The sequence below is a fragment of the Granulicella paludicola genome (genome assembly GCF_025685545.1).
Lineage (GTDB): Bacteria > Acidobacteriota > Terriglobia > Terriglobales > Acidobacteriaceae > Granulicella > Granulicella paludicola.
Genome location: NZ_JAGSYC010000024.1, coordinates 58,689 through 84,386, shown reverse-complemented (window position 1 = coordinate 84,386; position 25,698 = coordinate 58,689). Strand labels below are relative to the sequence as shown.

General features: G+C 61.7%; 22 protein-coding genes. 16 read left to right on the top strand and 6 right to left on the bottom strand.

The genetic code is table 11. The annotated features are described in order from the left end of the window. The first annotated feature begins 282 nt into the window (after positions 1–282). The 3 genes from uppS (at position 283) to OHL14_RS09705 (ending at position 3,513) form a co-directional block, all read left to right on the top strand. Positions 283–1,197: a polyprenyl diphosphate synthase gene (gene uppS / locus OHL14_RS09715; RefSeq protein ID WP_263379147.1), complete on the top strand. Its 915-nt coding sequence runs from the start codon at positions 283–285 to the stop codon at positions 1,195–1,197. A 132-nt stretch (positions 1,198–1,329) separates the two neighbouring features. Next, positions 1,330–2,457, top strand: coding sequence for a hypothetical protein (locus OHL14_RS09710; protein WP_263379146.1), 1,128 nt, complete (start codon positions 1,330–1,332; stop codon positions 2,455–2,457). A 138-nt stretch (positions 2,458–2,595) separates the two neighbouring features. Beyond that, positions 2,596–3,513, top strand: a complete 918-nt coding sequence (locus tag OHL14_RS09705) for a hypothetical protein (protein ID WP_263379145.1) — start codon at positions 2,596–2,598, stop codon at positions 3,511–3,513. Positions 3,514–3,614: 101 nt separating this feature from the next. Here the strand turns inward: OHL14_RS09705 and OHL14_RS09700 are convergent, their stop codons facing one another. Continuing rightward, on the bottom strand, positions 3,615–5,480 hold the full coding sequence (locus OHL14_RS09700) for a glycoside hydrolase family 127 protein (protein ID WP_263379144.1): 1,866 nt from the start codon (positions 5,478–5,480) through the stop codon (positions 3,615–3,617). A 170-nt stretch (positions 5,481–5,650) separates the two neighbouring features. Between OHL14_RS09700 and OHL14_RS09695 the strand changes: the two genes are divergently transcribed. Further along, positions 5,651–6,496, top strand: a complete 846-nt coding sequence (locus OHL14_RS09695) for a phosphatidate cytidylyltransferase (protein ID WP_263379143.1) — start codon at positions 5,651–5,653, stop codon at positions 6,494–6,496. A gap of 378 nt (positions 6,497–6,874) precedes the next feature. Here the strand turns inward: OHL14_RS09695 and OHL14_RS09690 are convergent, their stop codons facing one another. Beyond that, a complete protein-coding gene (locus OHL14_RS09690) occupies positions 6,875–7,798 on the bottom strand; it encodes a carboxypeptidase-like regulatory domain-containing protein (RefSeq protein WP_263379142.1) in 924 nt (307 codons plus the stop codon). A gap of 271 nt (positions 7,799–8,069) precedes the next feature. Between OHL14_RS09690 and dxr the strand changes: the two genes are divergently transcribed. Together dxr and rseP are read left to right on the top strand one after the other, a co-directional pair. Next, positions 8,070–9,239: a 1-deoxy-D-xylulose-5-phosphate reductoisomerase gene (gene dxr, locus OHL14_RS09685; RefSeq protein ID WP_263379141.1), complete on the top strand. Its 1,170-nt coding sequence runs from the start codon at positions 8,070–8,072 to the stop codon at positions 9,237–9,239. A gap of 161 nt (positions 9,240–9,400) precedes the next feature. Beyond that, complete coding sequence (rseP, locus tag OHL14_RS09680) at positions 9,401–10,774, top strand: RIP metalloprotease RseP (RefSeq protein ID WP_263379140.1); 1,374 nt, start codon at positions 9,401–9,403, stop codon at positions 10,772–10,774. Between the two features lies 1 nt (position 10,775). Here rseP and OHL14_RS09675 read toward each other — a convergent pair whose 3' ends face one another. From OHL14_RS09675 to OHL14_RS09660, 4 genes are all read right to left on the bottom strand, one after another. After that, a complete protein-coding gene (locus OHL14_RS09675; RefSeq protein ID WP_263379139.1) occupies positions 10,776–11,159 on the bottom strand; it encodes a MarR family winged helix-turn-helix transcriptional regulator in 384 nt (127 codons plus the stop codon). A 146-nt stretch (positions 11,160–11,305) separates the two neighbouring features. Next, the gene (locus OHL14_RS09670; protein ID WP_263379138.1) at positions 11,306–11,701 is read right to left on the bottom strand and encodes a hypothetical protein; all 396 of its coding nucleotides are present in this window, start codon (positions 11,699–11,701) and stop codon (positions 11,306–11,308) included. A gap of 120 nt (positions 11,702–11,821) precedes the next feature. Then, positions 11,822–12,826, bottom strand: a complete 1,005-nt coding sequence (locus tag OHL14_RS09665; protein ID WP_263379137.1) for a phosphoesterase — start codon at positions 12,824–12,826, stop codon at positions 11,822–11,824. 174 nt (positions 12,827–13,000) lie between these two features. Further along, the gene (locus tag OHL14_RS09660; RefSeq protein WP_263379136.1) at positions 13,001–14,608 is read right to left on the bottom strand and encodes a Na+/H+ antiporter; all 1,608 of its coding nucleotides are present in this window, start codon (positions 14,606–14,608) and stop codon (positions 13,001–13,003) included. Between the two features lie 136 nt (positions 14,609–14,744). On the opposite strand from OHL14_RS09660, the gene OHL14_RS09655 reads away from it, so the two are divergent. The 10 genes from OHL14_RS09655 (at position 14,745) to OHL14_RS09610 (ending at position 24,962) form a co-directional block, all read left to right on the top strand. After that, positions 14,745–15,833: a CPBP family intramembrane glutamic endopeptidase gene (locus OHL14_RS09655; protein ID WP_263379135.1), complete on the top strand. Its 1,089-nt coding sequence runs from the start codon at positions 14,745–14,747 to the stop codon at positions 15,831–15,833. Between the two features lie 114 nt (positions 15,834–15,947). Beyond that, positions 15,948–18,620, top strand: coding sequence for a penicillin acylase family protein (locus OHL14_RS09650; RefSeq protein ID WP_263379134.1), 2,673 nt, complete (start codon positions 15,948–15,950; stop codon positions 18,618–18,620). Continuing rightward, a complete protein-coding gene (locus OHL14_RS09645; protein WP_263379133.1) occupies positions 18,617–19,165 on the top strand; it encodes an MOSC domain-containing protein in 549 nt (182 codons plus the stop codon). The genes OHL14_RS09650 and OHL14_RS09645 overlap by 4 nt, the downstream gene beginning before the upstream one ends. Positions 19,166–19,381: 216 nt before the next feature. After that, a complete protein-coding gene (locus OHL14_RS09640) occupies positions 19,382–21,286 on the top strand; it encodes a hypothetical protein (protein ID WP_263379132.1) in 1,905 nt (634 codons plus the stop codon). Positions 21,287–21,473: 187 nt separating this feature from the next. After that, positions 21,474–22,511: a polyprenyl synthetase family protein gene (locus tag OHL14_RS09635; RefSeq protein WP_263379131.1), complete on the top strand. Its 1,038-nt coding sequence runs from the start codon at positions 21,474–21,476 to the stop codon at positions 22,509–22,511. Positions 22,512–22,671: 160 nt separating this feature from the next. After that, positions 22,672–23,151 (top strand): hypothetical protein, encoded by a 480-nt coding sequence (locus tag OHL14_RS09630; protein ID WP_263379130.1) that lies wholly within the window; start codon positions 22,672–22,674, stop codon positions 23,149–23,151. A gap of 19 nt (positions 23,152–23,170) precedes the next feature. Then, positions 23,171–23,323 (top strand): hypothetical protein, encoded by a 153-nt coding sequence (locus tag OHL14_RS09625; RefSeq protein ID WP_263379129.1) that lies wholly within the window; start codon positions 23,171–23,173, stop codon positions 23,321–23,323. A 5-nt stretch (positions 23,324–23,328) separates the two neighbouring features. Then, on the top strand, positions 23,329–23,733 hold the full coding sequence (locus tag OHL14_RS09620) for a hypothetical protein (RefSeq protein ID WP_263379128.1): 405 nt from the start codon (positions 23,329–23,331) through the stop codon (positions 23,731–23,733). A 30-nt stretch (positions 23,734–23,763) separates the two neighbouring features. Beyond that, on the top strand, positions 23,764–24,108 hold the full coding sequence (locus tag OHL14_RS09615; RefSeq protein ID WP_263379127.1) for a DUF59 domain-containing protein: 345 nt from the start codon (positions 23,764–23,766) through the stop codon (positions 24,106–24,108). 125 nt (positions 24,109–24,233) lie between these two features. Further along, positions 24,234–24,962, top strand: coding sequence for a class I SAM-dependent methyltransferase (locus OHL14_RS09610; protein WP_263379126.1), 729 nt, complete (start codon positions 24,234–24,236; stop codon positions 24,960–24,962). Positions 24,963–25,698 lie beyond the last annotated feature (736 nt).

The window sequence follows — 25,698 nt, the reverse complement described above, 5'->3', positions numbered from 1 at the left end:
GCTCCGCTCGTTCGTCGAGCCGCTGCGGTGCCTCTCCCCCTCCCGCGCCTCCTCTGCCTGGTTTGTCATTCCCGCAGCAGGGAATCTAAGTTTATTTTTGGCGTTCCAAAACACGTTGTCCTATCGACCGAAGGCAGGCTTTATGCGCTGCAGCGGAGAGATCTGCATCTTAGCGGCCGCGGGCCCAAACCAGAGCAACCGCACCACCCTCGTCATCACTATTCCCTACTTCCTATTCCCTACTTCCTGCTTTTGAGCTATCGTCATTGTTGCGAGACACCATTGCGCGACACCAATAACATTCGCGGTTTCCAACCATCCGACAGAGCTCACGAGCTCTCAGTAGACGAGCGCGCAATCTATGCCACGCTCGACCCCACCCGCATCCCGCAGCATGTCGCCATCATCATGGACGGCAACGGTCGCTGGGCTGGCAAACGTGCCCTCAAGCGCTTCCTCGGCCACCAACAGGGTGCCGAATCCGTCCAGTTCGTCGTCGAGACCGCCTCGCGCATCAACCTTCCCTGGCTGACCCTCTACGCCTTCTCGCTCGAAAACAACCTGCGACGGCCAAAGACCGAAGTCAACTTCCTGATGAAGCTCCTCAAGAGCTACCTCATCTCGAACGTCAAGCGGATGAACGACAACAACATCCGCATGGCCTACATCGGCCGCACCCACGAACTGCCCTCCGAGGTGCAGGACACCATGCAGTGGGCCACCGAGCAGACCTCCAAAAACACCGGCACCACGCTCACCCTCGCCCTCAACTATGGCTCGCGGTCGGAGATAGTCGACGCCACCCGCAAGCTCGTCCATAACATGCTGGCCGAAGCCCACCGCCGCGGCATCTCCGTCGAGGACATGCTCGCCACCGAAGGCGTCGACGACGCCATCAACGCCCGCCTCGACGAACAGCAGCTCTCCTCCGCGCTCTACACCGCGCACATGCCTGACCCGGACCTCATCGTCCGTACCTCGGGCGAGCAGCGCATCTCCAACTTCCTGCTCTGGCAGATCGCCTACGCCGAAATCTTCGTTACCGAACGCCTCTGGCCCGACTTCCGCGGCCTCCACCTGCTCGAAGCCATCGCCGACTACCAGCAGCGCGAGCGCCGCTTCGGCGGCCTCGGTGAATCCTCCGACGAAGACCTCTCCGACACCCTCCCCACCGAAGCCGAACTCGCCCGCAGCTAACTCCCGCAGCACGAGCCGAACTGGCTTAAGGCACTCATTCTGACTGCGCCTTCTGTACCCCCGCGTCTCTCCTATACTTGGCTTGATCTAAATCAACAAAATCTATAGCCAAGAAGACCCTGTCTCACTTTGATGAAGACCTTCTCGCTCGCCCTTGCACTCCTTTGCGTCTCGGCTCCCGCCCTTCACGCCCAGCTCGACGACACCGACCCGCAATATCGCGCGGTCTGTCGAGAAGCTCTGGCAAAGACCTTCACGCCTCCCGCAGCCACTCCCAATCTCAAGCCCGACTGCGACTCCACCGTCACCTACTTCGGCATTGGTCAGGCGGTCGATTACAAAGCGGCCCTCGCTTGCGCCGCCGTCGAATACACTCATCCCGATCCCGCAGCTAACCCCTCCAATCCGTTTCCCGGCGCAGGCATTCTCAGCATGATCTACGCCAATGGCCAGGGCACCGCGCAGAATCTCGACCTCGCCACGCGCTACACCTGCGAAAATTGGGCTGCACCCTCGGAGATCGAGGCCCGCCTTGACCACCTCGCCGCAGCCCGCGAAACGCCATCCGCACAACCACTCGACCTCTGCGCGACCGCCGACACCGCCAACACCCGCGACTGGTGTACCAGCATCGAGGCTCGCCAGTCCGCCGCCGAGCGTAACCGCGGCTTCGACACTCTCCGCGCCAACCTAACCGAAGCGGCACGGGTTCCCTTCAACGACCTACTCGCCGCCGAGAAGGACTTCGAAGACGCACACATCCAGAACGAACTCGACCTCACCGGAGCAACGCCCGTCTTCGCCGGCTTCCACACAGCAGAGAAGACGTTCCAGATCACGCATATCTTCGATCGTCCCGCATCGGACGCCGCAGCCCCTGCTCCTCCTGTCGCCGCGACACCTTTTCTCAGCTCCGCGCAGCTCGAAGAGCAGAACAACCTCGCCGACCGATTCCTCGAAGACCTCAAACGCGTCACCGCTCCCAGCTTCACCGAAACGTACGACCTCAAGAAAGCCGAAAAGTCCCTGGACGCGTCCCTCAAGACCGCACGCGTCGCCATCCCTAAAAAACTCGCAGGCACCACCATCACCTACAAAGGCGTCGAAGACACAGAACAGATCTGGCTCAATCTCCGCGACCACTGGCGCGCCTTCATCTCTCTGACCAACGCTTCGCCCACTATCGCCGATCAGACCGCCGCCTACGTCACCCTCGAACGCTCGCGGCAGCTCAGCGAACTCATTACCAACCCGCGGTAGCGTCGGTTCGGAAAAGAACCCGCGTTACCGCTACCGTAAAAATATTTACATCGACGAGCGACTTTCCTTTATGTATCAACGTTTTCACCTACAGGTTGACTGGCACATCTTCTAGCCGCCTAACCTGAGGCCACTCCCGTGCAGAACGTCGCTCGCCGTGCAATTCGCCGTCTCTCTTCCCTCCCCGTCGTCGCCCTCTTCCTCACCGTCACGCTTCTCTCCCATCGGGCACTCGCCCAGATAGACCCCGGCACGCAAGCCGCGCAGGACGCCATGCAGGCCAGCCAGCAGGCGGCACAGGCTGCCCAACAAGCAAACCAGCAGGCCATGCAGGCAGCACAGCAAGCCATGCAGAACGCACAGGACAATGCCACGTCCGCGCCGATATACAGTTCCTCACGACCACAGTACCCCGTCGCTCCCATGGATCCGAATACGCCTGTGCCCAGCCAGCTTCGCACCGCGCACACCATCTTCTTCACGAACGCCGGAGCCGACCCCAACTTCCCCATCGACTCCACGCAGGTCTACAACCAGGTCTATGCCGCCCTGCAAAGCTGGGGCCGCTACCAACTTGTCAGCGCCCCTGCCCAGGCTGAACTGATCTTCCGCCTTCGCAACATCATCACCACCACCAACGTCACCGGAGCGCGAGGTAGCGTCACCCCCATCGTCTCGCCCGCCTTCCAGCTGACCATCGTCGATACGCAAACCATGGTCCCGCTCTGGACCGTCACCTCGCCCATCCTGCTCAAAGGCAGAGGTGACACACTCACCCGCTGGGAAAACCTCTCCGTCACCAACCTTTTGAGCCGCCTGAAGGTCCTCGCAGGCCAGCCCCTCTCCAACACTGAAACAGCGGAACTCACAACCTACCCCAACTACCACTTCGCGCGTACCGCCCTCATCATCACCGGCAGCGTGGTGGCTGCAGGCGTAGCCGGCGGACTCATCCTTCACCATGAGTTCGAAAACAGCCTGGCCAACCAGAAGGCCTCGCAGGACGCCTTCTGCGAAGCCAACCACATCCCGCTTTCGGAATGCGCCGGCGGCTGAAGAGTATGAACCGGTGCCCCATCTTTGCGACGGCTCTATCGTCGCTAAGGTGGGCATCGCGCGTTAAGACACACGACAGCTCCCGCCTATCTCTCTTCCGCCTAAGTCATCCGCAGATACGTCGCATACTCCGCATCGCCAACATCCGTATAAGGCACCAGCTTCAACGACCCACTCGCCGTATCCACTACCCACACCCCTCTCGAAACCCGCCGCGCTCCCAGCGCCTGCTCCTTCGTAATCTTCGGCTGCTCCTTCGTCTGCGCAAACAGCACCAGCGGCCCATACATCACCGCCACCACCTCTGGATGCGTCGCGAAGCTCTGCTCAAGCCGTACCTTCGCAGGCAGCTCCAACTCCACGCGATCGCCATCCCGCCACACCTGCTGCACCGTCGCGAACCCCAGCACCGGCTGAACCGGCACCTTCGCTCCATTCACATAGATCGTCGCCTTCTCGCACCACACAGGGATGCGCAGCTTCAATGCAAACCGCGTCGGCTTCTCTACGCTCACGCGAAACTCCACCGTATCCCCCAGCGGATACGCCGCCTGCCCTTGGGGCGCTCGCTGCTCCAGCAATACCGGCGACCCATCCTCCTGCCACCGCAGCTCCGACTCAAAGTACTGACTCACCCACACCGCGCTGTGACCGTGCGCTGCGGCGCTCTCGCGGAAGTAACTACAGATGCCATAGTCGTTCGCCACCTGCGGCAGCGTCCCCGAGCAGCAGGGCCACACACTGTCTGAATACTTCTTCGTCCCTTTGAAGTTCAAATCCTGGTAATAAAACGCCGTGCCGTCCGCACGCAGAGGCAGTGCTCCCAGCACCGTGTTCCAAAGCACACGCTCCAGGCTGTCGCCGTAGTGACCATCGCGCGTCACGCGCAGCAGGTAACGCGTCAGCTTCATATGCCCATAGGCGCCACACGGAGTCTCAAAGCTGTTGTGCGACTTCGTCAGACTTTCGAACACATCCTCCGAACCCGGCTTACGCAGCAACTCATCCGGCCCCCAGCCACCCGTTGCAAAGCTTTGCGCCTGCACCATCGCAAAGCCATTCTTCGCTGCACGCAGATGTTTATCGCTCCCTTCCACCAGATAAGCCTGCATCGCCGACGACATGGCATTCACATGGCTATACGCATGTTTGCCTGCAATCACTGGCTCGTTCTTCGCCAGCAGATCGAAGTACAGCGGATCGTCCAGATACTGCGCGGCCATCTGCCGATACCGCGCTCCTGCCCCTGCGCCATACGCGCGATACAGGTTCTCCGGCAGCGTATAGCTCTCATCCCACGAGTAGCTGTCGTCCTTGCCTGCGCGCCAATGTGTGCCATACTCCACCGCATGTCCCGGCAAAGCCTTCATTGCCTGATCGGTCGTCGCTCCCAGGATCTTCCATGCATCCGGGTCCTTCACGAGCGTCGCCGAATCCACCAGCCCGCACGTCAGCTTGTCATACGTATAAGCTATGAATCGAGTCTTCGCATAAAACTGCGCAGCCTCCGCAGAACACATTCCCGTCAACGCATACAGTTTGTTGATCGCCAGCACTTTGTCTCGTGTGGCCACATCACCCGTCGTCGCGTAGTACCGCGACAGCGCCGACACCCACTGCCCCAGCGTATGTCCTGGACAAAATCCCGTCTTCTGCCAGACTCTGTAGTTGAAGTCCGCGTTGTACGTATACCAGCCGCCGAGGTCTTCACCCGGCGCGTCCTTCATCCCACACATCACGCGATACGGCTTCACCAGGTCGACATTGTCCAGCCCCATCAGCACCGCGTGCGAGCTCTCACGCTGAGAAACCAGCAGCGGGCTCTTCATCGTCACCTGCCCATAACCCACCTCCTCCAGCGGCTTCGCTCCCGCCAACGCACCCCACGCCATTCGAGGCAACGCCATCGCCGCTCCCGCCTGTACGCCACCACGCAGCATCGACCGTCTGGAAATTCGACCAGCCATAAGCACCTCAGACATCAGGATTGAAAACGCCCATCGATTGTAACGACCCGGCAATACATTGCGCCTTACCTCTCCTGCTCTATCCCGTATCCCTTATCCCTTCATAGAACCTCCCTACCCCCTCTCCTCTTCCCCCTGCCTTCCACCCCCTGTATCCTCAACATTGACTTATGAAGCGAATCCTTACAGCCATCGTTCTGATCGCCCTCGTCGGCGCGCTCATCTTCTTCGGCAAGCCTTGGATGATTACTCTCCTCGCCGCCATCGTCGCCGGCCTCGCCGCGTGGGAGTTCCGCGGCTTCACCGTCGCCGGTGGCTGCCCCCTTCCCATCTGGTGGACCTTCGGAGCCATCGCCGCCTTCTTCCTCGCCGTCTTCTATCAGCCCGACGACACCATCACCGTCGTCTCTACCGTCACGCTGATCCTCTTCGCCGTCGCCGCCTTCAGAACCTCACTCGAACGCGTCCTCTGGGAAACCTCCGCGGGCGTGCTGATGCTCATTTACGTCGCCTACCCGCTCACGCTCATCCCCAAGATCTACAACGAAGAGAACGGCATCGCTCTGCTGCTCTTTCTCTTCCTCTGCGTGTGGTCCGGAGACATCGCCGCCCTCTACATCGGCAAGCGTTTCGGCAAGAGCAAGCTCGCCCCGCATCTCTCTCCCAACAAAACCTGGGCAGGCTCCATCGCCTCGGTCGTCGCCAGCATCGTGTTCGGCATGGCGATCGTACTGCTCGGCGACTGGTTCAGTCAGCAGGGCTCCAGCTTTACCAGCCTGCATACCTCTGATCCCTGGTGGGTCTTCGTCCTGCTCGCGTTGCTGCTCAACGTCGCCGCTCAGTTCGGCGATCTCCTGGAATCCGCCCTCAAGCGTGGTGCCGGTATCAAGGACTCCGGCACCCTGCTCCCCGGCCACGGCGGCGTCCTCGACCGCATCGACGCCCTGCTGATGGCTGCGCCCGTACTCTGGCTCGTCATCGCCCTTCTGCATACGTTTTCGCTCGGGAATTTATAGCTCCGGTATAGGAGCTCCCTCAGGCCGTTACCGCGATGAAAACGGAGAGCAGCATCGACTCGGTACGAGAGATTGTTCAGGACTTCCTTGTCCCTGAACCTAAAGCGATTAAGGTCGAGGTTGCGTCTCTTCGCAGCGAGATGAATACCAGTTTTGATTTGATTCGCACAGAGATGCGGCGCCGAGATGAAAAACAGGTGCAGGCCACCAAGTCCATCGACGATAAGCTGACCCAATCGGTGCAACACTTGTCCGATAACCTTCGACAACTATCAGACAAAATCGACAGAGCTTCGAGAACGCTTGGCTGCCCTCGAAGCGAAAAGTGCGCGCGGCTGACTCTATTTCAGTGCAGCCCCTGCGCGGCATCAACCAGCCTTATTGCCCGCTGTGCGTCGTCACCTTGTTCAGCAAAAACTCCTGCGCCAGCGCACTCAGCATCCGCCCGGCTGTGTCAATCAACGCGCCATTCACCACCAGATGCGCCCCTCGATCCACCGGCGGATAGTACACATTCTCCAATGAGCTCGAGAGAACGTCACCCCCGATACTCGAGAAGTTAAACTGCTGCTTCCCGTTATCGCCTCTCGCGATGAATGGAGCAGACAACGCATGCAGCGCCCTTTGCTTCTTCGTGCCTGTGCCCTTGTAAAAATATCGTGGGTCTTGGTGCAGCAACGAAGGCAGAATCGCGCCGCCGATCATCACATCCGTAGCTGCATTCGCATACGCTGCGCCCACGCGCTGCCCATAGCCCTTTGCACCCTGCACATAACCCGGCGTATCGGATGCCTGGTAAATCGCACCCACAAACACTGCGCTCGCCAGCGTTACCGAATCCGTAGCCGCACGAAACGCCAGCTGAAACTTCAGCTTCGTCGACAACGGCTGCGGATCAGGCGCATAACTCACGAAAAAGTTTGGCACAATGCCCAATACGCGCTGATGCTCCTCTGCATGTACCTGCTCTATCGCAATCTGCTCTGACGTCTCCGCCGAAACAGACGTCTCCACTACGGACACCTTCAACGCGACATCCTTTAGTTCGAAGTGCTCGCCCGGCTGCACCTGCACCGTAGAGGTCCACGAACCAAACCCGTTCGCACTCACGGACACCGCATAGGAAACCGTTGGCCTCACACCATCAACGTGGAACGCACCACCATCATCCGAACGCACAATCCAGCGGTCCTCCGGTGTTGCTCCTTGCAACATGACCGTCGCACCAGGAATCGCTGCTCCATCGATGTCCGTAACTATCCCTGTCACCACGCCGGTCTGCGGTGTCGGTGCCGATACCATCAAGGCTGCTGTCGACTCAGTTTTCGCATGCGGAGAAGGGACTTCCTGGGCCCCTGCGGACACACAAGTCCCCAGCAGCAGAAACAAGCAAAATTGTCTTTGGTTCATAGGCCTTTCAACTACGCGATGCACTCGCGAGGAGCGTTCACCGCCAGTTGGCAGCTCCCGTAATAGACGGTCGCAGATGCATTAGGGGTGCAAAATGTTGCCTGTGCCTCGTGTTCCGATGAACCCCACCCGTAACGGCTCTATCTTCTGCGAAAATACTTATGTGAAGAAGATAGCCCTCCTCGGCTCGACCGGCTCCATCGGTCAGAGCACGCTCAGCCTCTGCGAGTCCTACCCCGACCGCTTTCATCCCGTCGCCCTTGCCGCTGGCACCAACCTCGACGTCGCCTTCGCGCAATGCGAACGCTGGCGTCCGCAGGTCATCTCCATAGCCACCAAAGAGCTCGCCCACCAGCTCGCCACGCGCCTCAGGGAAAAAGGCATCACCGGCGTCGAAGTCGTCTACGGTACCGCAGGCACCGTCCGCGTCGCAACATTACCCGACGCCGACTTCGTCGTCTCAGCCATCGTCGGCGTCGCTGGACTCGAAGCCACCTACGCCGCCGTGCTCTCCGGCAAGACCATCGGTCTCGCCAACAAGGAGTGCCTCGTCGCCGCAGGCGATCTCATCCTCGCCGCCGCCCGCGAGCAAAGCGTCGATCTCCTGCCCATCGATTCCGAGCACAACGCCATCCATCAATGCCTTCGTGGCGGAGCCTCCAACGAGGTCAAGCAGATCTGGCTCACTGCCTCCGGTGGTCCGTTCCGCAACACGCCGCTCGCAGACTTCGAGCACATCACCCCGGCACAAGCCCTCAAACATCCCACCTGGGTCATGGGCCAGCGCATCACCGTCGACTCGGCCACCATGCTCAACAAGGGTCTCGAGATCATCGAAGCCTGCCGCCTCTTCAATCTACCGCCCTCGGCCGTCAAGGTCACCGTGCATCCGCAGTCCACCATCCACTCGCTCGTCGAGTACATCGATGGCTCCATCCTCGCGCAGATCTCCGTCACCGACATGCGCCTGCCCATTCTCTACGCGCTCTCCTACCCTGAACGCATCGCCGTTGAAGGCAAGACCCCGCTCACCTTCGACATGGCCGCCCTCGCGCATCTCGACTTCCAGCAGCCCGACTTCGAGCGCTTCCCCTGCCTGCGCCTCGCTTACGAGGCCGCCGCAGCCAGCCAGAACCACTGCATCGCGCTCAACGCCGCCGACGAGATCGCCGTCGACGCGTTCCTCAACGGAAAGCTGCCCTTCCTCGGCATACCGCGTACAATCGAAAAGGTTCTGGCGGACACCCCCACCGGTTCCCCTGCGTCTATCCAGGAGGTGCTTGCAGCCGACCTCCGCGCGCGCGAAAGCGCCCGCAGTTTCATCGGAAATTAGTGTCTTGATTTTGACTTTGCCCTGCAGGCATTGTCATCCTGAGCGCAGCGAAAGACCTGCTTCTTGCTTCGGTTGGCAATCCCCGTTTACCGCTGGGACCATTGAACGCACCTTTGAGACAAAGACGTAGCCGCACCCGTATCGACTGACCTCTCCAAACTATGCACTCTTTCCTTCACACTCTCTTCGTCGACGCCCGTATCGTTGTCCTCTTCGCCATCGTGCTCGGCATCATGGTGCTCATCCATGAGTTCGGCCACTTCATCGTCGCCAAGATGTGCGGCGTCCGCGTCGAGGTCTTCTCCATCGGCTTCGGCAAACGGCTCTTCGGCTACACCCACAACGGCACCGACTACCGCATCGCCGCGCTCCCCCTCGGCGGCTACGTCAAGATGGCCGGGGAAATGGGTGGCGAATCCAACACCGGTGCTCCCGATGAGTTCACCTCCAAGACCCGTTTCCAGCGCATCCTCATTGCGCTCGCAGGCCCGGCTGCGAACTTTGTGCTGTCGTTCTTCCTGCTCGCATTCGCAGGCCACTACCATCATGAGGTCGATCAGTACCTCAACGGCCCGGCTGTCGTCGATTACGTCCCCACCAACACACCTGCCGCAAAGATCGGCCTCGTCGCTGGAGACACCCTCACGCACTTCGGCACCGCCGACAATCCCACCTGGGAGCAGGTGCTCGACGAGTCCGCTCTCAACCTGAACCAGTCGCTGCCCATCACCTTTACCCACGAAGGTAAGCCGACCTCAGCCACGCTGCCCATCACCCCCGACGCAGACGGCGAACTCTCGCTCGACTCCTTCGCCACCATCGGCCTCATCCCGCAGATGCAGGCCAACGCCATCGGCGTCTCCAGCGTCTCCGCTGGCACGCCCGCCGATCACGCAGGCCTCAAGGTCGGCGACCAGATTCTGCGCGTGGACAACATCCAGCCGCACTCTGTCCAGACGCTGCACGCCTACTTCAACGACCGCAACGGCGCACCCGCAACCATCCTCGTCAACCGTTCCGGCCAGCAGGTTACGCTCAGCATGGTGCCCGAGCAGGTCAGCGTCGACGCCAAGACCAAGCAGTATCAAATAGGGTTCCTGCCCAAGGCTGCACCCGTCGATGTCGTGCAATTGCCCTGGGGCAAGGCCATCGCTCAGTCCATCAAGGACAACAAAGCGAAGTCGCTTCTCCTCGTCCGCATCCTGCAGGGCCTCTTCACCCGCCACGTCTCCGTCAAGCAGATGTCCGGCCCCGTCGGCATCGCTCAGCAGATCGACCTCGCCTTCCAGATCGGCCCGTGGTCCTTAGTTGAAATGACGAGCTTCATCTCCATCAACCTCGCCATCTTCAACCTGCTGCCCTTCCCTCCACTCGACGGCGGCATGATCTTCTTCCTCCTGGTCGAAAGCATCATCCGGCGCGACGTAAACCAGCAGTTCAAGGAGCGCATCTACCAGATCGCCTTCGTCTGCATCATCTGCATGTTTGTCTTCGTCATGTTCAACGACATCTCGCGACTACACATAGGCCGATGAATTAGCTGACCGCTTCACCTAAGGCTTCAAGCGACTGCCACACACTCTCAGGGTGTGGCAGTTCTCTTTCCACCCTCACCATCGCGCGCTTCCAGCAAGGCACAGCCGCCTTCAGATCGCGGACACCCTGCGAACTCAACCGATACTCCACGCGCCGCGCATCGGCCTTCGACACATCGCTCACCACGCGCCCCTGCTCCATCAGCAGCTTCAGATTCCGCGACAGCGTCGTCTGATCGATATCGACAGACACCGCCAGCGATCCTTGGCTGCTCCCCGGCCGCGCCTTCAAGTGACTCATCAACTCATACTGCGCCGCATTCATTCCCGCCGCCGACAACTCCTGCTCATACATCTTCGTCAGCCGCCGGGACAACCGCCGCACCGTCGCACAATAGCACCGCATGACAACACCCTTTATCTGCTCCGGGAAAATCGAGCATAGCTTTGAAGGGTACGAGCTTCAGCTCGTACATCCATCCCGCCTAAATTGAGAAGGGGCTTTAGCCCCTGAGGCCTGCGCTTCAGGATTTATGGCTTTGCCGCAGGCTCAGCCAGCAAAATCGACAGCGGGCGGAGCGGCCCCAGCGGCATCAGGTCAAACTCCATCATCTTGTTCACCCCTAAAGGCAGCTTCTCCAGAAGCGCATGAGCTTCCTCAACCGAAGTCACATTCATCACAAACACCACGCCCTTGCCGTCCTGCCGCACATACCACTGGTCAATCTTGCCGCCCAGATACAGCTTCACCGTCTCCCGCACCTCGCTCGGCATCACGCCACCGATGGCTCCGCGCTCCACCGTCAGATGCCCGATCGCCAGCACCTTCGTCGTTGGCACACTCTGCATCATCGGAGCCTGCGCCCTCATGCCAGCAGCTCCCGCACAAATTCCAAAAGCCAGAACACTCGTTAGTAAAGAACGCATAAAACCTCCATTCGCATTTCCATGTATATACATGGAAATGCGAAGGAAAGCCATAGCCCCACTCCTGGCTGTCTTTACTCCTGGCTCTACGCTGAACACTTACCCTTCGCAGGAGTCCTCTCATCCCAGCAAAGCCAGCTCCTCCGCAATCACCTTCGCCGCGGCTTTCGCCTCCTCCGCAGCCTCCACCGGAAAGCTGATCGCTCCCACCCGCGCATGTCCCCCACCACCAAACCGCTCGCAGATCGCCGCTATATTCGCCAGTTCACTCGCTGGCTTTTTCGTCCAGGGGTTCGTCCCCACCGACACTTTGTTCCGAAAGCTCGACCGCGACAGCCCCACGTTGTACGTCCCTTCCGGATGCAGGTAATACGGGATGAACTTGTTGTATCCCTCCGTCGGATGGTCCGTAATATCGAAGCGAATCACGCCACGCTCGCACACCGCGCGCTCTCCAATCAGCTTCACCAGCGCATGATGCCGCCCCATCAGAGGTCCCAGCGCCCCCTGCACAAATGGCTGCCCCAGCACCGCATCAAGCGGCATCTCCGTCAGCAGCGGAATCATCTGCCGCGACATCGACACACCATCGACATCGCTCGCACTCTCCACCACCATCGTCAGCTTCATCGCGGCAGCTTCCATCTCCACCGCAGACTTCGCGCTCTCATACTTCGCTCCATCCACGATGTCCGCCCAGTACAACAGCTCCTTCAACCTCGAAATATCCATGCCAAATTTCGTGCTCGCGATGTTCGCGATCCAGCTGGTGCAGCTGATATAACTCGGGTCAAAGAATTGCCGCATCGCCAATGGCCCCGGCGTGCCCTCCGTTCCCTGCCCCGCGCGAAACGCCGCCTCATCCTCCGCGCTCGCAAACGCCGACTGATGATGATCGAACCACCACGTCAACCGCGGCGAAGCCGAGTATTTGAAATCCACAATCGCATTCTCACCCGCGCCCCACCAGGCATCGTCCATCAGCTGTCCCGCACGATGCACCAACCCCTGATACGCAAACTCCGTCGCCGTCCCCACACACTCGCGATGGAACTTCGTGAACAGCGCGGCCGAACACGCCCCATCAAAACATTTGTCGTGATAAAAAACCTTGCAAGCAGACACGCGTCACCCTTTTAAACCTTTATCCTTTTAGGATAACGGTCGCACGGAATCTCTGCACATACGCGCGTTGAAGGGTACGGGCTTTAGCCCGTACGTCTAGAGTCAAATGAAGTTCAGGGCTTTAGCCCCGGAGTGAGCGGACGTCGGTACTTCGCCGTTCCTGTCCGAATTGCCTCACGAGTTCGCCGTATCCAGCCGCGTCTCCATCAGGTCCAGCTCACGCTCCACCGCACGCATCGCCTCGTCCCCCACGCGACCTTCAGCACGCAGCCGCAGCAGCGCATGTCGCTGCTGCCGCGCCGCTCCACGCACCAGTTCCTGCACCTTGGCCGTCTGCGTCCCACTCTCGCCCGGCTCTGCCTTGCACAAGACTTTCAGACGGCTCTCATACGTCTTCAGCATGTTGTCGAAGATCGGCCACGACGCCATCTCCGCCTTCGCGCGCTCCTCGTTCAACCACGCGACTGCAGCCTCCAGAGCAGTACCACGAGCCAGCTTCTTCTCTTCTGCTACCTCGGTATCTACACCCGCCATGCCCAGCGCGCGAATCAACATCGGCAGCGTCAGCCCCTGTCCCACCAGCGTCACAAGGATCACACAAAACGCCAGAAACACAATCAGGTCGCGCTGCTCAAACGGCCGCCCATCCGCCAGCTGGTACGGCAGTCCAATCGCTGCAGCGAGCGTCACCACGCCACGCATCCCCGTCCATCCCACAACGAAGGTCCCCTTCACCGACGGCTGCGCATGCTGTTGTTTTAGCCACCGTGTTCGAATCGCATACGCCACCCACGCCGCCGGATACATCCACAACAGCCGCAGAACGATCAGCACCGCGCTGAACCCCAGCCCATACTTCACCAGCGTCACCCACGAGTAGCCACGCACCATCCCCGAAAGCACATACGGCAACTGCAGTCCGATCAGGCAGAACACCAGCCCGTTCAGCACAAAATCCAGCGACTGCCACACCGCACTCAACTGCATGCGCGCAGCCGGCGAATACAGCTGGCTCCCTTTGCGACTCACCAGCAGCCCGCATGCCACCACACTCAATACACCTGAAGCCCCGATGCGCTCGCCGATCAGATACGCCGCATACGGCGTCACCAGGCTGATCACAATCTCCACCGGAGCATCGTCGATAAAACGCTCCAGCCACACCACCAGCGCGCCCAGCACCAGCCCCACACCCACGCCACCGACGATCAACCACAGGAACCTGCCCACCGCCATGCCCACGGTTGGCGTCTGCCCCTGCACCACGATCAGCACGCCGAACTCCAGCGCCAGCAGGCCCGTCGCATCGTTCAGCAGGCTCTCGCCTTCCAGCAGATCCATCACTCCCTTCGGAAGACCAATACGTTTGCCGATCGCCGTCGCCGCAATCGCGTCCGTCGTCGCCACGACTGCTCCCAGCACCAGCCCCGACTTCCAATCCAGCGCCGCGATCACATGGTCAGAAAACAGCGCAATCCCCACCACCGTAAACGTCACCAGCCCCACCGCCAGCATCACGATTGATACCATGTTCCGCTGAAACTCACGCCAGCTCGTCAGCCACGCCGAGTGATACAGCAGCGGCGGCAGAAACACCAGGAACACAATCTCCGGCTTCAACGGCACCCGCGGCACATGCGGCACAAAGCTCAAACCCAGCCCTGCCACCAGCAGCACAATCGGATACGGCACCTTCACGCGCTCCGCCAGCAGCGCACAAGCGGCCACCAGCACCAGCAGCATCAGCAGAATTCCCTGCATTGCGGAAAGGGTCAAAGCCATTCCTCCTCCTCAACACCCTAACCCACAACGTCTCCGGGTGCCCCGTGTCCGGATCTTCGGACATGGTTTTGCAGGATACTTATCTCATCACGAATGCCTTTGCACGTATCATCAGTAGCAATCGCAAAGGACCCCCATGGAACCGTACTCCGAGCAGCCCCTCGCAGCAGAGCCCCTGACATTCCCACCGCCGCCTGCGCCGCCTGCTGCAAACCCGCTCTTCTTCGGTCGCTTCGGTCTTCGCGCCGGCTACGGCATCGCCATCTGGATCCTCGGCTACATCATCTTCTCCGCCATCGGCGGCCTCTTCGCCGTCGGTGCCACCGGCCAGGCAAAGCAGATCATGCAGGCCCGCCTTCAAGCCAGCGCCAGCCCTGGCGCTCCCAAGCCTCATATCCACATCGACTTCGTTCCCGTGCTCGTCACCGTACAGGACGGCATCAGCTTTCTCGGCCTCTTCGCCCTCGCCTGGTTCTTCTCGCGCGGCGAACGCCGCCCGCTCGCCTCCTACGGCATCGGTCGCAATCGCCTCGCTGACATCCTCCCCGGTGCCTTCTGGGGACTCGTCATGCTCAGCCTCGTCATCCTCGTTCTGCACCTCGGTCACTTCATCGTCTTCGACGGCCAGAACCTCCACGGCGTAGCCATCTACCTCTATGGCATCAAGTGGCTGCTCGCCTTCCTGTGCGTCGGCTTCTCAGAGGAGTACTCCTTCCGCGGCTACATGCAGTTCACCCTCATGCGCGGCGTCTGGGGCTGGGCTGAGCGACTCTCTCCGGGCAACCCTCGCGCCGCAGCCTTCTGGATTGCCGCCACCCTCCTCTCGCTGCTCTTCGCCTGCGCTCACCTCGGTAACGGTGGCGAAAACCTCTTCGGCCTCGTGCAGGTTTTTCTCGCCGGCATGGTCTTCGCCTACGCCCTCTGGCGCACCGGCTCGCTCTGGTGGGGCATCGGCTTCCACGCCACCTGGGACTGGGCACAGTCCTACCTCTTCGGTGTAGCTGACAGCGGCAACATCAGCATCGGCCGCCTCTTCATCACGCACTCGCAAGGCAAAGCCATCCTCTCCGGCGGAGCCGACGGCCCTGAAGGCAGCATCTTCGCCAGCATCGCCCTGCTGCTCACGCTAGGCGCCATCCACCTTGCCAGCCTAGGCTCACAGCCCGCCATCGAGCAACAACCCGAGGAGGCCAACACCGCTCCCACCATCAGCCCAACCTATTAGTGAGACCGTGAGCCACAGCTCAGATAGCCCGACCCTTCAAGGTCGGGTCTCATACCTTCCGACTAAAATCAGGGGCTTCAGCCCCGTAGCCTCCCGCTAGAATCTCCCTAGCGCATGAGCACAGCCACTCCCACCACCAGCACCACCTCTCGCCTCCGCACCCACACGGCGAAGCGCCTCGTCCTCGCCACAGAGATCCTTCTGCTCCTCCTCGTCCTCGCGGCCCTCGTTACCACGATCTACCTGCGCCACACGCTGCATACGAACCTCGCGCAGCTCGACGGCGAGGTCCACATCGCTGGCCTCAGCGCCCCCGTCACGATCACGCGCGACCCGCACGGCGTCCCTTCGATCGATGCCAACAGCCTCGACGACTTACTCTTCGCCCAGGGCTATCTCACAGCCACCGACCGCCTCTGGCAGATGGACGCCCTCCGCCGACACGGCGCGGGCGAGCTCGCCGAAATCCTCGGCCCGTCCATGGTCGACCACGATCGCCAGCAGCGCTACCTCCAACTCCGCAACGCCGCCGAACGAGCGGTCAATGCTCTCCCAGCAGACCAGCTGCACCAGCTCAACGCCTACGCCCGCGGCATCAACGCCTACATTGACACCCATGCCAACTCCCTGCCCGTCGAGTTCCACGTACTCCATTACACGCCCGCCCCCTGGACACCTCGCGACACGCTGCTCATCGCTCTCGTTATGAGCCAGGACCTCAGCACTAGCTTCCCCACCAAGCTCAATCGCGAAGCCCTCGCCGCACATCTCCCAGCCAACCTCATCGCCGACATGTACCCCGTCGGATCCTGGCGTGATCATCCACCCATGCAGCCGCCCGTCGACCTCACCGCCCCGGTCGACGTCCCCCAAATCCCCCTCGACAACTCACAGTCCTCGCTACGACCCACCGCCACGCCCCACGACCTCCTTACCACCAACACCGCCCTCTCCCGCGAGACCTGCGAAGGCTGCCGTGCAGGCTCGAATAACTGGGTCGTCGCCGGCAACCGCTCCGCCACCGGCGCGCCCCTGCTCTCCGACGACATGCACCTCTCGCTCACAGCCCCCGGCATCTGGTACGAAGCCGCCTTACACATCAACGATCACTCTCTCGACGTAGAAGGCTTCACCTTGCCCGGCGTCCCCTTCGTCATCGTCGGTCGCAACCAGCACGTTGCCTGGGGACTCACCAACACCGGCTCCGACGTGCAGGACCTCTACATCGAGCACCTGCAAGGCTCCGGCTCCGACACCCAGTTCCAGCAACTCGACGGCTCCTGGGCACCCGTCACCCACCACCCCGAGAATATCCACGTCCGCGGCGGACGCGACCTCACCCTCGACGTCCTCACCACCACCCACAGCATCGGCACCTCCACCATCCAGACACCCGTCATCTCACCGCTCTACAAATCCGAGCGCCGCGCCCTCGCCCTCGCCTGGAACATCTACGACCCCACCGCCATCACCTCGCCCTTCCTCGCCATCAACTCCGCGCAGGACGCCGCCTCGCTCGTCAACGCCTTCAGCACCTTCGGCGGTCCCTCGCAAAACCTCGTCTACGCCGACGCGCAACACATCGGCTACCACACCCTTGGCCGTATCCCCATTCGCGGCGCGCTCGATCATCGCCAGCGCGCCCTGCCCTCACTCATCGCCGCGCCCGTCTCACCCGATACCGACGAAGACCCCACGCAGCTCACCGTCAAACCCTCACCCGAGCAGACCCCCGCCGCTCCCGTCATCGACTACACCATCGGCTCTCCGCTCGCCAACACTCCCGTCGACGCCCTCGACCCCACGCACCAGTGGGCAGGCTACATCCCCTACAACGAGCTGCCCTCCATCATCGACCCACCCTTCGGAGTCCTCGCAACCGCCAACGCCCGCATCACCCCCGACAATTACCCCTACACCATCACCAACAACTGGGTCGATCCCTACCGCGTCGAGCGCATCCGGCATCTCCTCGACAACCGCACCAACCTCACCCCAGCCGACATGCTCCACGTCCAGACAGATGTCCACTCCGACGTCGACCTCGTCATCGCGCAGCGCCTCGCCTACGCCCTCGACCACGCATCACCCTCTGCTCTCCACGCCGACAAGCGCCTCCACGACGCCGCCAATCTTCTGCGCGCCTGGCACGGCGATCTCACCACTGACTCCGCCGCAGCCACCATCACCGTAGCCACACGCACCGAGCTCTGGCCCATGCTCCTCAGCGCGCAACTCCGCGCCCACGGCGTCACCGATGACAAACAGAACGCCGACCTCACCGCCCTTTATCTCTGGGGAGAGAAAGGCACAGCGCTCGAACGCCTCATCGCGCACCAGCCCAAACGCTGGCTCCCCGCAAACTTCCCCAACTGGAACGACCTCCTCACCGGCGCCGTCGCTCGCGCCCTCAAGCAGGCACCCGGCAACCTCGCCACATGGAAGTACGGCGTCTATCATCCGGTCGAGATCGCTCACCCTGTCTTCGGCAGCGAGTCCTTCCTCAGCCGCCTCATAGGCGCACGCACCGGTACCGGCCTCCAACCCCTCGGCGGAGACAACACCACCGTCCACGCCGCTGGCCTGCACTTCGGCCCCAGCGAACGCTTCACCGCCGACCTCGCCAACCCCGACCACACCTTCGCCAACATCACCACCGGCGAATCCGGCAACCCCGCCAGCCCCTTCTACCTCGATCAGTTTCCCCTATGGCAGGCAGGCACAACCCTCCTCATGCCCCTCAACCAACCCACCACCTCGCACACGCTGAAGCTGCTCCCCCAATGACCTCACCCACCATCATCGCCCTCGCCTGCAGCTCCCGCCACGGCTTCTCCAAGCAGCCACAACTCTCTCTGCGCCTCATCGCTGGCGAAGGCATCGAAGGCGACGCCCACCGCGGCACCACCACCCAGCACCTCTACCTCAAACGGAAGAACCCCACCCAGCCAAACCTCGCGCAAGTCCATCTCTTCGCCGCCGAGATGCTCGACGAACTCGCCGCCAAGGGCTTCCCTCTCCAGCCCGGAGACATCGGCGAAAACCTCCTCACCCGCCACCTCGATCTCCTCACCCTCCCGCGCTCCACGCGCCTCCACATCGGACCTGAAGCAATCCTCGAGGTCACCGGCCTCCGCACACCCTGCTCGCAAGTCGACAAGCACGCCAGCGGCCTGCAACAACTCCTCTGGGGTGACCGCGACGCCACCGGCCAGCGCACCCGCCGTGCGGGCATCATGAGCATCGTCCTCACCGGCGGCCTCATCCATCCGGATGACCCCATCCGCGTCGAACTCCCACCCGAGCCCCACGAACCCCTCGGCCCCGTCTAGGTGCGAGAGGCGAGGTTCTAGGTGCCAGATACGAGGTACGACCTCTTCCCATTGTCATCCTGAGCGCAGCAAAGGTCTGCTTCTGGCGCAGGCATCCATACCTCACCGGCAGAAAGTAGGTCCTTCGCTGCGCTCAGGATGACAACTTGTAAAGGACCACTCAACCCCTGAACACCTGGAACCTCGCATCTCGCATCGCAATGGCACAATAGCTCCATGCCGCGCACCACCAAACTCCCCTTGTTCCTGCTGCCGATCGCGGCCCTCCTCGCCATCCTGCCGCTGCTCCTGCACGGCATCTCCTGCGGGCAGGACATGTCCTTCCATCTCCAGAGCTGGCTCGACGCCGCCCACCAACTCGGCCAGGGCGACTACCCCCGCTGGGCCATCACGCCCGCATGGAACGCCGGCGAACCCCGCTTCCTCTTCTATCCGCCGCTCTCCTGGCTCTTCGGCGCAGCGCTCACCAGCGTCCTCCCCATCACCGCCGCTCCCATCGCGTACATCTTCCTCGCGCTCCTCGCCTCGGGCTTCGCGATGTACCACCTCGCCAGGCAGTACACCTCCACCACCGCAGCCTTCATCGCCGCAGCCTTCTATCTCGCCAACCCCTACATCCTCTTCTGCGCCTACGAGCGCACCGCCTTCGCCGAACTCCTCGCCGCCGCCTGGATCCCGCTCCTCTTCGCAGGCCTCTTCAAACCACGCCCCACCGTCCGTGGCCTCGCGATCCCCCTCGCCCTGCTCTGGCTCACCAACGCCCCTGCCGCCGTCATGGCCAGCTACGCCTTCGCCCTGCTAGCCCTCCTCCGCATACTGTTCGTCATCCTGAGCGGAGCGCAGCGCAGCCGAAGGACCCCGACAGAGCTGGACGCCCCCACACTCTCCGGAGCTTTCCAACCTGCAAGCCCCAGCCCCTTCCGCCTCACCCAAACCTTCCTCTACGCCACCCTCCTCGGACTCACCCTCCCCGCCTTCTACCTCATCCCCGCCGCGTACGAACGCCAGTTCGTACAGGTCGCCATGGCCGTCATCCCCAACATGCGCGTGCAGGACAACTACCTCTTCACCACCACCGCCGACGCCGCGCATAACGCCGTCAACCACACCGCAAGCACCCTCGCTCTCACCCTCCTCGCGCTGACTATCTTCACCCTCGTTGGCCTCTTCCTCTTCGCACCGTCACCTCTCGAAGACGCCGCCGACACGACCGACCGCGACCTCGCCTCAGCCGAGTCCACCCGCACCCTCGCCACCACGCTCACCATCCTCACCGTGGTCATCGGCCTGCTGCTCACACCCGCCTCGTCGCTCCTCTGGCAGCACCTGCCCAACCTCCAATACCTCCAGTTCCCCTGGCGACTCCTCACCCTCCTCTCCGCAGTCCTCGCCTTCGCCCTGGCCCTCCTGATCCACCGTCTCACTCACCATCCCACCAAGGACGCTGTCATCTCGACCGAAGACGAAGCAGAGCGCAGACGCAGTGGAGAGCCCCCTGCATTTGTCTTTTTGTCCGCAGCCACAGCTCTTGCCCTGCCACTCCTCCTCACCTTCCTCGGCTATCACCTCTACGCGCAGGCCTGCGACACCCCCGACCAACCCAACACCATCACCACCCTCTACACCACGCACCACGGCGCTCCCCCCACCGACGAGTACACACCCATCGCCGCCGACAACGACACCCTCCGCTCCAACAACCCCGGCTGGTGGCTCGCAACCAGCCCTAACGCACAGGCGCTGCACACCACGCCCACCGCCGCCGAGCTCGACCCCAGCATCACCACCGACGACACTCCCATCCCCGACTCCCAGACCCTCTCCACCCCAGCCCCGCACAGCATCACCGTGCATACCAACCGCCCCGGCTACCTCATTCTCAATCTCCGCGACTACCCCAGCTGGCGCGTCACCGAGCGCGGCGAAGCCGACCCGGTACCCTTCGCACCCAAACACCTGCAGCGCGACGACGGCCTGCTCGTCATCCCGATCACCGCCGCTGGCTCCACGCTCGTCAACATCGACTGGCACTATAGCGAAGACCAGATCCTCGGCCTCTGCCTTTCCGGCCTTGCCCTCATGCTCCTCCTCTGGAACCCAGAACCAACCTACAGGTCCTAAGCTGGCCGGGCGCCAAGCACTTGCACAAAGGCCCGAAGCCATAAGCGAGTCCCCTCTTCGCTCAATCACTCGAAGCTCCAGGCTGAACAGAAACCTGCCCATCCGCCACTCTCGCAGTCCCAACAGCTCTCCTATTCCCTACTCCTAACTCCCTGTTCCCTGCCTTCCCGTAGAATCAGAACTGCCCATGAACACCGACGTCAAAACCATCCTCACCTCTGGCGCAGCCCTCACCGACGCCGCTCTGGAGCGCCTGCTCCCTTCTGCCACCACAATGCCTCACTCTATCCACCGCGCCATGCGCCACAGCACCTTCGCCGGTGGCAAACGCCTCCGCCCCGTGCTCTGCATGGAAGCCGCACGCATGGTCGCCGGCACTCTCCCTGAAGGTGCAGCCGACCTTGGCGCCGCGCTCGAGATGGTGCACACCTACTCGCTCATCCACGACGACCTCCCCGCGCTCGACAACGACGATCTCCGTCGCGGCCAGCCCACCTGCCACGTCGTCTACGGCGAAGCCATCGCCATCCTCGCTGGAGACGCCCTGCAGACCCTCGCCTTCCAGACCCTCGCGCAGCTTCCCGCTCCCGCCGCGACCATCGTCGCCATCCTGCATGACTTCTCTCTCGCCATCGGCACCGGCGTCGGCCGCTTCAAGGAAGACCAGGACACGGGCATCCCCTCCGGCATGATCGGCGGACAGGTCATGGATATCGAAGGCGAGGGCCAGAAGCCCACCGCCGACCTCGTCGAGCGCATCCACCGCGCCAAGACCGGCGCCCTTATCACCACCAGCATCGTCTCGGGCGGCCTCCTCGGCCTTACGTCAGCCGCGCACGTTGGCTTTATAACCCCAAAGGACGCCACCCCCGAGGAGGCAGTTCGTATTCGGAAGGAAGCCACAGAGACGCAGCTAGCGGAGCAACATGCAAAGCGTATCGACACCATCGCCCGCCTCCGCACCTTCGGCGAAAAAGCCGGTCTCGCCTTCCAGATCGTCGACGACATCCTTGATATGACCCAATCCTCCGAGCAGCTCGGTAAGACCGCAGGCAAAGACACCGCCTCCGACAAGGCCACCTGGCCCGCCGTCTACGGCATCGAGCAGTCCGAAAAAGACGCCGCCCAGCTTATCGCGGACGCCTTCGCCGCCCTCGAACCCTTCGGCGAAGCCGCCGCCCCACTCAAGGCCCTCGCCAGCTACCTCGTCGAACGCAAAAACTAGCGGATAGTCCTGAATGCCCCATCTCTTGTCATTCTGAGCGAAGCCCGGCGCGTTCTTTGCGCCGGGCGAAGTCGAAGAACCCCGAAACCGATCGCCGCGCCTACGCTCTAAACCTCTTTTCACGTACGAACGCCTTGCCAAGCTTCCCGATGGATTTCCCTTGCAGACCACCCATCCGCACTTCACCTTCGCGCTTGACGTCGCAGACAAGATCATCAAGCTTGCCGCCGTCCTGCTCGGAGGCGTCTGGACCTACTGGAACTACCAAAAGGGTCGCACCTACGAGCAGAAGCTCGAGCTGGACATCGTCGGCACCGTCTTCACGCGCGGCAACCTCTATTGCGACATCAAGTTGACCGTCAAGAACATTGGCAATACGCAGCACGTGGTAGAGCACGAAGACACATCCTGCGAACTCTCCATCGTTCGTGAAGACCTCTCAGAAGAGATCATTCGTGTCTTCGATATCTTTACCGAAGACGATACCCTCGAACCCGGTGAGGCCATGGCCGACACCCTGTGCTGGAGCGTCCCCGAGACAGCCGAACGCATCGTATGGATGAAGGTGACCCTGCTCGTTGTCTCGGACGGAGTACAATGGTCTCGGACGGACTTGGTTCGAACAGCCGTCAATCCTTAGCCTCGGAGAGAAGCCGTTCATGGTCGTTCATTTCAAAAACACCAGCATCGTCAGCGGCAAGCCGGTCAATAAGGAAAAGCTTGCCGAGTTGAAACGCCGCCGCCTCGAACAGCAAGCTGAAGACGCGAAGAACCCCGATAAGCCAAAGTTTATTCTCCGCAGGGTCTCGTAAAGATCGTGTCTCTCAAGCCGCGCCACTTCGTCCTCATCGCCGTGATCTTCGCTCTCTTCGCCTTCAATATCTACAGGCACCGCCACGCAGCCATTCCCACTGAAGGCTCCGGTCGCGTCGTCACCACCACGCACCCGGCCCCTGTCCAGACACCCGTCTGGACCGCCTTCGATCAGGCAGCCGCCAAGCGCGATGCGCCGAACGACCAATTCGATCCCCTCATGCAGGCGTTCCAAAAACAGCTTGACGCCACCCACGACACCACCACCGGCGACCTCAACGGCTGCCTCACCTGGCTCCAGTTCTACCGCCAGGGCGTCAACCACCCCTCGAGGGACACCTCCTGGAAGGACCGCAGCACCCGTCACCTCGATGGCTGCAGCAAATACCACCTCGACACCACCAACTAGCTCCCTTCAAACATTGTCATCCTCAGCAAAGTGAAGGGGAAGGACCTGCTGTCTTCCGGAATCACCTCTGCACCCCTCATGATCGAAGCCGACCTCCTCACCCTCCTCCGCGACTGCTACACCGCACTCGGCCGCAACGTCGTCGAAGCGAACCTCATCAAGTCCGCCACCCTCACTTTCGACACCGAAGCCCCCGGCGCAGGCATCCCCGGCGTACCTCCGCGCTACCGAGCCGCCATCACCCTGCTCGCCCCCACCTCCGACGAGACCGCCACCGCGCAACTCGCCGCCCAGATCGAAAACCGCCTCCTCGGCACCCCGGCCATCTCCGCCGTCTCTCTCGCCATCCTTCCCGCCCTCTTCTCCATCCTCTAATCCACAGAAAATGTGTCATCTCGACCGGAGAAGGATAGCTTCATCGTCCCACGTAGCGGAGCCCCCTGCAGTTCTCCTCCCTCTTCTCTCCTCTACCCCCTTCTGCCTACGCTATGCTCACGTTAGTGCCCCGCAAGAAGCCCCAACCCGCCATCCACCCCTTCGACCAGCTCCACGGCACCGACACCTCCGGTCTCATCCCCGGCTCCGTCATCGCCGACGGCACCGGCGTCCCCGTCGACGAGCTCACCGCCTACTACGGCATCGCTCCCAGCATCCTTCAGGGCATCATCGACCTCTGGATGCAGCACGCAGCCCCCCAAAGCCCCATCGAGCGCACCGTCTTCCTCGACGTCGGCGCCGGCAAAGGCCGCGCCCTGCTCCTCGCCTCGCAACACCCCTTTCTCCGTGTTGAAGGCGTCGAGCTCAACGCCGAACTCGTCCGCATCGCCACCGCCAACATCGCCCTTTGGCAGCACGATCCCACCGCCAACGCCCTCGCCCCCCTCTCACTCCACCACGCCGACGCCACCAGGCACCCACTGCCCTCCGCGCCCACCCTCGCCTTCCTCTTCCACCCCTTCGAGCTGCCCATCCTCAAACGCTTCCTCCGTCACGTCGAAACCTCGCAGGCCGCAGCCTCCCACCCCTTCGACCTCGTCTACGCCAACTCCGAGCACGACTCCTACCTCGACCGCCACCCCGCCTTCACCCGCCTCTGGAAGGGCTCCATCGCGATGTCCCCCGCCGACCACGTCGCCGACCTGGAAGCCATCGCCGAGCAAAAAGAATACGGCTCCACCGGCGACGAACTCTGCGCCATCTACCGCTTCACCGGCCGCCACAAGGACTAGTGCCTTTGAAATTGTCATCCTGACCCTGAGCGAAGTCGAAGGGGAAGGACCTGCTTCTCCAGGCCCACCTGGTACGTTGTCATCTCGACTGAAGTCCGCGCTCTTGCGGACATAGCGGAGATGCAACTGCATTTCCGCCAAAAACATTTTCAAAATAAACGGAACCAATCCTACCCCACCCCCGTATCCACAACAGACGATATTTGAACCGCCGCTCAAACGAGCCTCGATCCGAATACCGCCCAGGGTGAACGATAAAAGGTTGAAACCTTTCGCGGTTTCTGACATCCTAATAGACGAGTAAAGAGTGCAGTCGCTGGAGCGTCCTGACGGATCAGGACGGGTGACGAGCCCCACAGGGTCAACCAACAAGGGACCCGAACTTTACGACAGGGAACGCGACGGCTGAGTCTTGATCTCAAGTCCGCCATCCCTGAAAAATACCCCAAGCATCACTAGCAGTAGTAGAGCGCCGCTATCCCGGCACGTCCGGCCGCGCGCGCCACAGGAGAAAGAACCATGTACCTCGCACTCATCGCAACCGTCTTCGCTTCCACCGTCTTCGTCCCCAGCTTCATCGGTATCCGTGCCCGCACCAACGGCAACTGGCGCAACCTGTAAGCTTCGGCCCGTTAGACTCGGATCGAATAAGCCGCGACCTCCCCGTCGCGGCTTTAGTGTTTAAGCCTGCTTTGTCATTCCCGCAGGGAACCTGCTTCTGCTCTTGCTTTGTCAT